The sequence below is a fragment of the Deltaproteobacteria bacterium genome (assembly GCA_016875225.1).
Lineage (GTDB): Bacteria > Myxococcota_A > UBA9160 > SZUA-336 > SZUA-336 > VGRW01.
In genome coordinates, this window is record VGRW01000098.1 from 1 (window position 1) to 11,127 (window position 11,127).

The 11,127-nt window shown below is 69.6% G+C and carries 9 protein-coding genes; 3 read left to right on the top strand and 6 right to left on the bottom strand.

The window, feature by feature from the left end; genetic code table 11:
• Positions 1-112: 112 nt before the first annotated feature.
• From FJ108_16295 to FJ108_16315, 5 genes are all read right to left on the bottom strand, one after another.
• Complete coding sequence (locus tag FJ108_16295) at positions 113-778, bottom strand: restriction endonuclease (GenBank protein ID MBM4337447.1); 666 nt, start codon at positions 776-778, stop codon at positions 113-115.
• Between the two features lie 113 nt (positions 779-891).
• The gene (locus FJ108_16300; GenBank protein MBM4337448.1) at positions 892-1,629 is read right to left on the bottom strand and encodes a class I SAM-dependent methyltransferase; all 738 of its coding nucleotides are present in this window, start codon (positions 1,627-1,629) and stop codon (positions 892-894) included.
• Positions 1,630-1,982: 353 nt separating this feature from the next.
• A complete protein-coding gene (locus tag FJ108_16305) occupies positions 1,983-2,753 on the bottom strand; it encodes a 3-hydroxyacyl-CoA dehydrogenase (protein MBM4337449.1) in 771 nt (256 codons plus the stop codon).
• Positions 2,754-2,757: 4 nt separating this feature from the next.
• A complete protein-coding gene (gene speA / locus FJ108_16310) occupies positions 2,758-4,659 on the bottom strand; it encodes a biosynthetic arginine decarboxylase (GenBank protein MBM4337450.1) in 1,902 nt (633 codons plus the stop codon).
• A gap of 113 nt (positions 4,660-4,772) precedes the next feature.
• The gene (locus tag FJ108_16315) at positions 4,773-5,609 is read right to left on the bottom strand and encodes an HAD family hydrolase (protein MBM4337451.1); all 837 of its coding nucleotides are present in this window, start codon (positions 5,607-5,609) and stop codon (positions 4,773-4,775) included.
• On the opposite strand from FJ108_16315, the gene FJ108_16320 reads away from it, so the two are divergent.
• From FJ108_16320 to FJ108_16330, 3 genes are read left to right on the top strand one after another with little or no spacing between them, the layout of a single operon-like run.
• Positions 5,594-6,868: a hypothetical protein gene (locus tag FJ108_16320; protein MBM4337452.1), complete on the top strand. Its 1,275-nt coding sequence runs from the start codon at positions 5,594-5,596 to the stop codon at positions 6,866-6,868. The genes FJ108_16315 and FJ108_16320 overlap by 16 nt on opposite strands.
• Positions 6,868-8,886, top strand: coding sequence for a thioredoxin domain-containing protein (locus FJ108_16325; protein ID MBM4337453.1), 2,019 nt, complete (start codon positions 6,868-6,870; stop codon positions 8,884-8,886). Before FJ108_16320 ends, FJ108_16325 begins: the two co-directional genes overlap by 1 nt.
• Positions 8,735-9,697 carry a CPBP family intramembrane metalloprotease gene (locus FJ108_16330; protein ID MBM4337454.1) on the top strand — a complete coding sequence of 321 codons (963 nt, stop codon included), beginning with the start codon at positions 8,735-8,737 and terminating at the stop codon, positions 9,695-9,697. The genes FJ108_16325 and FJ108_16330 overlap by 152 nt, the downstream gene beginning before the upstream one ends.
• Before the next feature lie 122 nt (positions 9,698-9,819).
• Here the strand turns inward: FJ108_16330 and FJ108_16335 are convergent, their stop codons facing one another.
• Positions 9,820-10,983: a hypothetical protein gene (locus FJ108_16335; GenBank protein ID MBM4337455.1), complete on the bottom strand. Its 1,164-nt coding sequence runs from the start codon at positions 10,981-10,983 to the stop codon at positions 9,820-9,822.
• Positions 10,984-11,127: the final 144 nt, after the last annotated feature.

Consider the following 11,127-nt stretch of genomic DNA (forward strand, 5'->3'; position numbering starts at 1 on the left):
CTCGCTTCTCTTTCGCCAAGACGTTGCTCATCCGCGCGGTGGACCCGATCGGGCCCCGCGCTGTCAACGTCCCGGACGCGCTCCCTTCGACTGGCCGGTTTTCAGCCCGCCCTCACTGGCCGGTTTTAGGTGGCCACCGAGGGCCCAGGCGGTCTTCCTTGATGATGCCGTCGATTCCTCCGTCCCCACTTCGGCCGACCGCCTGGCCCGCATCAACTAGTGAACCGCCGTATCCCATCTTGACGAGCAACTCCACGACAAGGCGCTCGAAGAACGACGGAGAGCAAGCCTTGACCTGATCGAGAATCTCCGACTCCAGTTCTCCACGAAGCCTCTGGTAGGAGGCATCCAGAGCCTCCTCCGGTGTAGCGTCGGCGGAGGTCGGGGCGACAGAGGGGCTGACGTTCACAGGCAGGGAGTCCGAGCGCATGTGGCGGAGTTCGCGAAACTCTTGAAACTCCGGAAACCGCTCCAGGAACTTCATGTCGACTCTGCCAGGGTTGCTCGCAAGCACCTCCCGGCCGCGATCGGTGATCTGAAGAAACCCGCGGCGCGCTGCGCCAAGAAGTCCAGCCTTCCCGAGGTAGGTCCGTGCCCAACCAACACGGTTTCGAACCAGTCTGTCACGGCCGCTCGGGAGCATCTGGGAGCGCTCATCTTCGGAAAGACCAAACTCATCGGCCAAGGCCTCCACGACATCAACGAATCGATGTTCACGATCGTCGCCGAGGAGCTTGAGCAACGGCAGCATCAGCGATTGGAAGTCAGGAACCGCCATGCACTTCCATCTAGCTGTCCAACGTCCTGGCGTTCATCGGCGGGCGCAAGAGGGAGCGAAGCGACCGATGCTCCCGTCCGTTGCAACGCCTTGTGGGACGGCGTCGTTCCCCATCAGTCGGGCTGGCAAAGGCAGACCTGTCGCGGGCTCGTCCCGGTGAATTCGCTTCCTCGGAGGTCGCCGTGTCGGCTCAAGAGCTTGAACCGGTTCGCAGCCACCAACGAGAGTAACTCCTGCGGGAAAATCGATCTGAGGTGCAGAGGCGAGACCCACGCATCCCGCTGAGTCGGCGTCGAGATGTACCACGTCGCTCGGTTGACCTGGGTCGCAGCGTCGTAGCCGTTGGTCGCCTCCACCGTGAGTTCTCCGTGGGAAGGGGAGGAGATGCGCATGACGGGATACCGCTCTCCAGTCTCGCGAGCGAGCGTCCGCAGCGTCGGATTGAAGACATCGAACGCGAGGACTCCGCCGCTAACGAGGTGCCGCCGCACCGACGAGAAAAGCCCCGCGAAGTCGGCTGTGGCGCTTAGGTGAAGGAGCGAGTTCCGTGCGATGAAGATCATCGAGAACCGCTCCCCTAAGTCGAAGTTCCGCATGTCACCTTCGACAAGTTCGACGTGCACGCCTACTGCAGCCGCACGCTGGCGCGCTGCCTGCAGCATCTGGGGAGAGTTGTCGATCCCGACGGCTCGTCGTCCCTTGCTAGCGAGCGGCACGATCAGCTGACCGCTGCCGCAAGCGAGTTCGAGAACGGGACCACCGTGGACTCCCGCGAGCTGGTCGTAGAACTGCACGTGGTCCCGCGAAGCCGGAAGGAGCGCGTCGTAGAGTTCAGGATCTTCGTAGAGCATTTGGCCCTAGTTTGTCCGTCCAACTTGTGATGTGCTCCGCCGACGCCCCGGCGCAGCTCCGGCATCGTGTTCCGAAGCCCAGAGCCGGTCAACGGAACCGCGACTGCTTCGCGACTCTGTCGGGCTGGTGACTCGTCGCGGTGTTTGTTGGCACCTGCGAGCTGGCGAGCCGACGGCCGTGCTCCCCGGCTGGTCAGGTTTTGATCACGAAAACGGTCGCAAGGTTGCGGCTGCGACCCCGCCCGAACGCAGGGGCGCGCCGGATGGGGGGCGACGAAGCGGTCGGCTGTGCCGGGCACCGCTGAGGAGACCCCCATCCGGTGCGCCCCGGCGCACGGCCCCGACGAACGCCCCTACCCCTTCGGCGGCATCCGGATCGCGCCGTCGAGGCGGATCACTTCCCCGTTCAGCATCCCGTTCTCGATGATCGTGCGCGCGAGGTGCGCGTACTCGGTGGGCCGTCCGAGGCGGCGCGGGAACGGGACGTTGGCGGCCAGCGCCTGGCGGGCGGGCTCGGGCAGGCCGGCGAGGAGCGGCGTGTCGAAGAGGCCGGGCGCGATCGTCACCACGCGGATGCCGAGCGAGGCCAGGTCGCGCGCGATCGGGAGCGTCATGCCGACCACCGCGCCCTTCGACGCGGAGTAGGCGGCCTGGCCGATCTGGCCGTCGTAGGCGGCGACGGAGGCGGTGTTCACGATCACGCCGCGCTCGCCGTCGGCGTCGGGGGCGTTCTTGCTCATGCGGTCGGCTTCGAAGCGGATCGCGTTGAAGGTGCCCACCACGTTCACCTCGAGCACCTTCACGAACGGCTCGATCGCGTGCGGGCCGTCCTTGGTCACGGTGCGCTGCGCCCAGCCGATGCCCGCGCAGTTCACCGCCATTCGGATGCCGCCGAACTCCGCGACCGCGCGGTCGACCGCGGCCTGCACCTCGTCGGCGCGGGTCACGTCGCAGGGGCAGAAGATCGTGCCGCGGCCGAGCTCGGCTGCGACTTTCTCGCCGGCGGAGCGCGGCAGGTCCAGGATCGCGACGCGCGCGCCCGCGGCGATCAGCTCGCGCACGGTCGCGCCGCCCAGCCCCGAGGCGCCGCCGGTCACGACCGCGCCCATTCCATGAATCTGCATCGCGCTAGGACTCCTGTTCCAGATAGGTGTAGCCGCTCATGCCCTGCTCGAAGCGGCGGCGCAGCAGCGCGGACTCCTCGAGCGTGAGCCGTCCCTCGCGCATCGCGGTCTCGGCCGCCATCCGCACCGACTCGGCCAGCGCGCGGCGGTCGTAGCCCAGGTACTGCACCACCTGCTCGACCGCGTCGCCCTGCACCACCTGCTCGACCGTGTAGCCGCCGTCCTCGTAGATCTTCACGTGAACCGCGTCGGTGTCGCCGAACAGGTTGTGCATCTCGCCCAGCGTCTCCTGATAGGCGCCGACCAGGAAGACTCCGATGTAGTACGGGCGGCCGTTGGGCGCGTGCAGCTCGAGCACGTTCTTCACGTCGCGCAGGTCGATGAACTCGCTCACCTTACCGTCGGAGTCGCAGGTCAGATCCGCGAACGTCCCGCGCCGCAGCGGCGCTTCGTCGAGCCGGTGGATCGGCACGACCGGGAAGAGCTGTTTCATCGCCCACGAGTCGGGCAGTGACTGGAACACCGAGAAGTTCCCGTAGTACTTGTCCGCGAGCTGCCGCTCCAGCCGCTGCAGGTCGTCGGGCACGTAGGTCATCTCGCGCACGATCTTCAGGATCTTCTCGCAGCAGGCCCAGAAGAGCTCTTCCATCCGCGCGCGCGTCTGCAGGTCCAGGTAGCCCAGCGCGAACGCGGTGGTCGCCTCCTCCTTCAGCTGCAGCACGTCGTTGTAGGACTCCTGCACGTTGCGGCCCGAGATCGAGCCGAAGACCTCGAAGAGCTGCTGCAGCACCTTCGGGTCGTCCGCGCCGGGCTGCGTGGGCTGCGGACTGGTGCGCGCGCCGTCCACGGAGAGCACGTCGAAGATCAGCACCGACGCGTGCGAGACCAGCGCGCGTCCGGCCTCGGTGACGATGTCGGGGTGCGGCACCGCCTTCTCGTCGCAGATGTCGCGGATCGCGCTCACCACGTCGTAGGCGTACTCCTGCGTGGTGTAGTTCATCGAGGAATGGAAGTTCGTCTGCGAGCCGTCGTAGTCCACGCCGAGCCCGCCGCCCACGTCGAGCAGCCCCATCGGCGCGCCGAGCTTGTGCAGCTCGGTGTAGATGTGCGACGCCTCGCGGAAGGCGTCCTTGTGGGCGCGGATCGCGGTGACCTGCGAGCCGCTGTGGAAGTGCAGCATTTCGAGGCAGTCGAGCATGTCGTCGTGCCGGAGCCGGTTCACGACGTTCATCAGCTCCTCGGCGGAGAGCCCGAACTTCGAGCGGTCGCCGGAGGACTCCGCCCACTTTCCCGCGCCCTTGCTCGCCAGGCGCGCGCGCACGCCGATGTGCGGCCGGATGCCGAGCTCGCGGCTGATCTTGATCAGCGTGTCGAGCTCGTTGGGCCGGTCGAGCACGATCACCACGTAGCGGCCGAGCCGCTGCGCCAGCAGCGCCAGCTCCATGTAGGCGCGGTCCTTGTAGCCGTTGCAGATGATCAACGCGCCGGGAGTGTCCAGCGTCGCCAGGCCGACCAGGAGCTCGGGCTTGGAGCCGACCTCGAGCCCCAGATGATGGGGGCGCCCGAAGTTCACCAGCTCCTCCACCACCTGGCGCTGCTGGTTGACCTTGATCGGGTACACGCCGCGGTAGCGACCCTTGTACTCGTACTCGCCGATCGCGCGGGCGAAGCAGTCGGAGATGTGCCGGACGCGGCTCGCCAGGATGTCGGAGAAGCGGATCACCAGCGGCGTGCGCAGTCCGCGCCCGCGCAGCTCCGCGACCAGCGCGGGCAGGTTCACGTGCGCGGCGCCCGGCCCGTTGGGGTGCACGAGCACGTCCCCCGTCGAGCTCACGGAGAAATACTCCCCACCCCAATACGGGATGCCGTACAGCTCAGAGGCTTCGCGAACCGTCCAAGCGCGCATCGACTACTCCTCGGCAGACAACTGGCGCGGCGCTCGCATCCACGGGGTGCGAGTCGCGGCGCATGTTAACGCCACTGGAACTACAGGTCGAGCAATTGGCCAAAAAACTTGGGTCACTTCAGCGCGAGCGGGAGCACTTCCGACAGACGCGAGATCTGGTGGTGGGGCGAGCCGGCCGCCCCGACGCCGCTGCCGGGCGGCGGAGCGTCCTCTTCGCGGATCAGCGCCGTCACCATGCCGAGGGCCCGCGCGCCGGCGATGTCCTGCTCCGGCGAGTCGCCGACGAAAAGCACCCGCTCCGGCTCGCAGCTCGCCTTCGCGCAGGCGTAGCGGTAGATGGCCGCGTCGGGCTTGCACGAGCGCGCCTCCTCGGAGCTGGTCCAGTGGTGGAGCAGGTCCGCGAGCCCCGCGCGCTCGATCATCGGGTGCAGGTAGTCGTCGTCGATGTTCGAGACCACGGCGACGCGAAGACCGGACGCGCGCAGCTCCGCGAGCGTGGCCAGGCAGTCCTCGCGGAGCTCGAACTTCTCGGTCACGATCCCGCGCTGGCTCTCGATCAGCCAGTCGACCCAGTCCGCGCGCGGCTCGGCGCCGAGCCCGCGCGCGAAGCGACGCCAGGTGTCCGAGAAGAGCTCCCGGTGCAGGTAGTACGGCTGCTCCTGCAGCGCGAGGTACGCGTCGCGCATCGCCTCGCGGTACGCCGCGCCGATCCGCCCGGGCTCGGCCTCGACGCCGAGCCGGCCCACCGCCTCGTAGACCAGCCGGCCGGTGTCCATGCCCACCTGGCGGTAGCTGAACAGCGTCCCGCCGAAGTCGAAGAAGACGGCGGCGACGCGGGGCCTGCGCGCGCGCTGCGCCGAGGGAGTCGTCACGAGCGCGAGGCTATGCAGCACGCGCCGTCGTGTCAAAAGCGGCTGCGGTAGAATCGCGGACCATGAGTGACGATGGATCGTTTGCGGTCGCGGTGATCGGGGGGGCGACTGCTGGCGCGGAGGCGGCCGACATCTTCGCCAAGCGGGGCTTCCTCACGGTCGTGTTCGAGCAGAACGCGCGGCCGTACGGAAAGGTCGAGGACGGGCTGCCGCGCTGGCACGCGGGCCTGCGCGCGAAGGAGTACGCGGCGATCGACACGAAGCTCGGCCAGCCGAACGTGCACTTCGTGCCGTGCACGCGGGTCGGCCGCGACATCGACCTGCGCGAGCTCGCCGAGTCCTGGGGCTTCCACTGCGTGGTTCTGGCCAACGGCGCCTGGCGCGACCGGCCGCTCTCGGTGCCCGACGCAGAGAAGTGGCTGGGCAAGGGCCTCGTCTACCAGAACCCGTTCATCTACTGGTTCAACCACCGCCACGAGGCGGGCTTCTCCGGCACCCGCTACGAGGCGCTGGACGACACGATCGTGGTCGGCGGCGGGCTGGCCTCGATCGACGTCTCGAAGGCGATCAACCTGGAGCTCGCGCGTCAGGCGCTGGAGAAGCGCGGCGTGCACGCCGACCTCGAAGAGCTCGAGGTGAAGGGAATTCCGAAGGAGCTCGAGAAGCACGGGCTCGGCTGGGCGCAGCTCGGCTTCAAGGGCGCGACGCTCTTCTACCGCCGCCGCCCGGAGGACATGCCGCTGGTTAGCATGCCCGACGGCGCCGACGAGAAGACGCGCGCGAAGATCGAGAAGACGCGCGCGAACATGCTCGAGAAGGCGACCTCGAAGTTCCTGTTCAAGGTGCGCCCGCTTCGCGCGCCGCACTCGCTCCTGATCGAGAACGACCGGGTGGCCGGCATGCGCTTCGCCGTCACGCGGATGGAGGGCGGCAAGCTCGTGCAGACCGACGAGCTCGAAGAGGTGCGCGGCTCGCAGGTGATCAGCTCGATCGGCAGCATTCCCGAGCCGATCGCGGGCGTGCCGATGAAGGGCGAGCTCTACGGCTACTCGGACTGGGACCTCGGCCGGCTGCCCGACTTCCCCACCCTGTTCGCGGCGGGAAACGTCGTCACCGGCAAGGGCAACATCGTCGACTCGCGAAAACACGCGCGGCACGTCGGCGAGCACGTGCGCGACCACTACCTGTCGCTGGCCGAGCGCGTGCGTGAGCTCGAGCCGCTCGCGGCCCCGGCGCGAGACGCGCTTCTCGCGCGCGTGCGCGAGCGCCAGCAGAAGGTCTCGTTCCGCGACTACGAGAGCTGGATCCGCGCCGCGCGCCCGCCCGAATTCGTCTGATGGCGAACCGGCTGGCGCGCGAGAGCAGCGCCTACCTGAGGCAGCACGCCGCAAATCCGGTCGACTGGTACCCGTGGGGCGAAGAGGCGTGGGCGCAGGCGCGCGCCCGGGACAAGCCCGTGCTGGTCTCGATCGGCTACTCGTCGTGCCACTGGTGCCACGTGATGGAGCGCGAGTCGTTCGAGGACCCGGCCGTCGGCCGGCTCCTCGCCGAGCACGTGATCGCGATCAAGGTCGACCGCGAGGAGCGCCCCGACGTCGATCAGATCTACATGGAGGCGATCCAGCGCATGACCGGCTCCGGCGGCTGGCCGCTGAACGTCTTCTGCATGCCGGACGGCCGGCCCTTCATGGGCGGCACGTACTTCCCGCCGCGCCGCATCCACAACCGGCCGAGCTTCGCCGAAGTCGTGCTCGCGGTCTCGCGCGCCTGGACCTCGCAGCGCGACGACGTGAGGAAGGCCGCGGAGCAGGTGCTCGAAGCCCTTCACGCGCGGCCCGAGGTCACCGCCCCCGACCCGCTCGATCGCGAGTCGCTCTCGATCCTGGTGCGGCAGCTGATGGCGCGCGCGGACCGCCGGCACGGCGGCTTCGGCGCCGCGCCGAAGTTCCCGACGCCGACGAACCTTGCGGCCGTGCTCGCGGCCGCGCGGCTCGGCATCGCGCGCGGCGACGCGCTCGAGCACGTGGTGTTCACGCTCGAGAAGATGTCCCGCGGCGGGATCTTCGATCAGCTCGGCGGTGGCTTCCACCGCTACTCCACCGACGAGCGCTGGCTGGTTCCGCACTTCGAGAAGATGCTCTACGACAACGGCCAGCTCCTCGGCGTGTACGCCGAGGCGTACCGGCTCTCCGCGAACGAGAGCCTGCGCTGGCCGGCCGAAGAGACGATCGCCTGGCTCGAGCGCGAGATGCGCGATCCGGCCGGCGGCTTCTACTCGAGCCAGGACGCGGACAGCGAGGGCGAGGAGGGGCGCTTCTTCGTCTTCGGGCCGGACGAGGTCGCGTCCGTGCTCGGGCCCGAGCCCGGCGCCGAGTTCTGCGACGCGTACGGCATCGAGCCGCAGGGCACGTTCGAGCACAGCGGCAAGAGCGTGCTCGCGCACGGGCTGGCCGGCGAACGACCGCGCTTCGCCGAGGCGCGCAGGCGGCTCTTCGAGGCGCGCTCGCTGCGCGTCGCGCCCGCGACCGACCGGAAGAACGTCTGCGCCTGGATCGGCTACGCGATCTCGGGGCTCGCGGCCGCCGGCGTGAGCTTCGCGCGCTCCGACTGGATCGCCGCCGGCGCGCGCGCTGCGGAGTTCGTGCTGGCGCGGATGTCGAACGGCGGGCGAGATCTGCGCCGCGTGTACGAGGACGGCGAGGCGAAGATCCCCGCCTTCCTCGACGACCACGCGTCGCTCGCGCTCGCGCTTCTCGACCTGCACCGCGCGGACGGCGATCCGCGCTGGGTGGAGCGAGCGCTCGTCGTCGCGGACGAGCTCCGCGCGCGCTTCTACGACGCGAGCGCGCGCGAGCTCTTCTTCACCCCGACCCGCGACGCGACGCTGATCCTTCGCCCCGGAAGCGACGGCGACGGCGCGACCCCCGCCGCCGCGGGCCTCGCGGTGCTGGCGCTGCTGCGGCTGGTCGAGCTCACCGGCCGCGGCGATCTGCGCGAGGTGGCCGAGGCCGTGCTCGAGCGAGAGGGGCCGGTCGCCTCGCGCGCGCCGCTCTATCTGCCGACGCTGACCCGCGCGGCGGCGCTGCACGAGTCCGGCCTCGGCCTCGCGCTCGTGCTCGGCGACCCCGGCGACGCGCGAACGCAGGCGCTCGCCGCCCGCGCCCGAGCCCTGCTCGGCCCCGAGGACGCGGTCGTGATCGTGCATCCCGGCGCCCCGCCCGCCTGGCTCGCGCCCGAGCTGCTCGAGGGCCGCTCACAGCGCGCCGGCGCACCCACCGCATATCTGTGTCGCGGCCAGGTCTGCGCGCTGCCCGCGACCCGGCCGGACGAGATCCGCGCTCCCGGCATTGGCTGAGTCGGTGTCCCGGCACCCGGTGCTCGTCTTCGTCGCGCTCGCGTTCGGCTTCGGTTGGAGCCTCGAGCTGCTCGGCCGCGCGCTCGGCGGCAACGCGGGCGAGGCGCTTCGCGTCGCAGCGGGACTCGCGCCGTCGCTGGCCGGGCTCGGAGCCGCATGGCTGTGCGGCGGCCGCGCGGAGCTACGCGCGCTGGTGTCGCAGGCGCTGCGTTGGCGGGTCGAACCGTACTGGTACGGGATCGCGCTGCTCGGGCCGGTGCTGCTGTGGTGGATCGCGTTCGCCTACATCGCCGCGGTCCGGCCCTACTCCCCGGTCGACACCGCGGGCTTCGCGACCTTCTTCCCGCTCATCGCAAGTCAGCTCGCGCTCGGCGGCGGATTCGGCGAGGAGCTGGGCTGGCGCGGCTTCCTGCAGTCCATGCTCGAGCGACGCCGGAGCGTCGTGTCTGCGAGCTTGGCGGTCGGCGTGATCTGGGCGCTCTGGAGCGCGCCGGACCTCCTGCTTCCGAACGAGGGAGCGGGTGGCGTGACGCGCTTCCTCCTGTTCCCAGGCTTGTGTATCGCGTACTCGCTGATCTTCGGGCGCGTCCTGCAGGCAACGCATGGCAGCGTGCTGATCGTCGCGCTGCTCCACGCCTCGATCAACGCCGCCGAGCCCACGTGGCGAGCCGCCGTGCCCTCGCTCAGCGACTCCTCGGCGGTCTCGCTCGCCCACGCCGCCTACACGCTCTTCCTGGCGCTGGTGGCGGTGTTCGCGCGCGCCGGAGCGAGGGCCGGTGACGGCAAGCGCTCGCTCGACGACTCGGCCTGAGACGCGAACCTCGGTCGTCCTACGCCGTGTCGCGGGACGGAGGCTCGCGCGATCCCCGATCTGCGTGGCGCTTGCGTTCGCGCAGACCGCCTTCGGTCGACGGCGATCGCGACGACCGGGTGCTACGGGCGCTGTGTGAGCAGATCTCGCGCGGCGGCGATTGCGTCTTGAGACCCCGCAAGCGCAACCACGTCGCCGGCCCGCAGCACCTCCTGCGCCGTGGGAACGAGGATTCCTTCGGCCCCGCGCGCAATGGCAAGAACGGTCGCTCCGGTGATGCCGCGCAGGTTCAACTCGGCCAGCGACCGCCCGATGGCTGGGCTGCCCTCGTCCAGCGCGACGGGGGTGGGCTCACCCAGTCCCGGCAACAGCTCGCGGATCAGACGGAGCGCGTCTGCCGGCGGCGCACCTGCACACCCGCCCGCCGACCGGGGGTCGCCGCCTTTGTGCGCCTGCGCGACGATCGCCTCGACGATCGCCTGCGCGCCCGCTCGAACGTGGCCTTCGAGATGCGCTGCGCCACGCCAGAAGGGGACCGCTAGCGCGGCGAGCAGCAGCGCGAAGAGCGCCGGGGCGTAGGCGCTCCCGAGCAGCGGCTGTGTCACCGCGAGAAACGGAAGGCCGATCACGAGAACGATGGCGAGTTGCAGCGTCACGACGAGCGAGCGGCGCGGCGCCGCAGCGGTATCCACCTGGCCTCGGAGCGCCAGCGGCAGCGCGGCTTCCGCGAGTGTGAGTCCGAGTCGCTGCGCAACGCGCGCTATGCCCGCGAAGAGCGGCAGAGCGAGCGCGAGCGCGAGCGCGACGATCGCACCCCGAGCGATCTCCGTGTCGAGCCCGAGCCGCACTTCGGCCAGGGTTGCCATCGGCTCCAAGGAGACGGCCGTTCCGATCGCCATCGCGGTGAGCAGGGCGAAGTCAAGCAGCAGCAGCCAGACGAGCTGGCGGATCCGGATACCTGTGGTCGCTCGTTGCGGCCCGCTGCGGATCTGCTCCAGCCAGCTTGCGTAGAGCGAAACGAACGTCTGGAGCGGGCGCGGCAGCTTGCGGTCGACGAAGTTGGCGAAGGGATCCGAGGCGCGGATCAGCCACGGCGTCGTCAGGGTCGTGACGGCCGAAACCGCGACGGCGATCGGGTACAGGAACTCGCCGGTCGCCTGAAGCGACAGGCCGAGGCCGGCGATGATGAACGAGAACTCGCCGATCTGCGCGAGTGCCATGCCGGCCTGCACCGAGGTGCGGACGCTGTGGCCGGTGAGGAAGGCCCCTAGAAGCGGTCCCAAAATAGATGTTGCGCTACGGTGTAGCCAACGCGAGTTCGGGCAGCGGGTGCTGACGCGAGACTCGTCTCCCCTTTCGAAGGGGGAGGTGCGTGGACCTCACGGATCGGGACTGGGAGCGAGTGGCGCCCCTGATTCGCGAACCGAAGC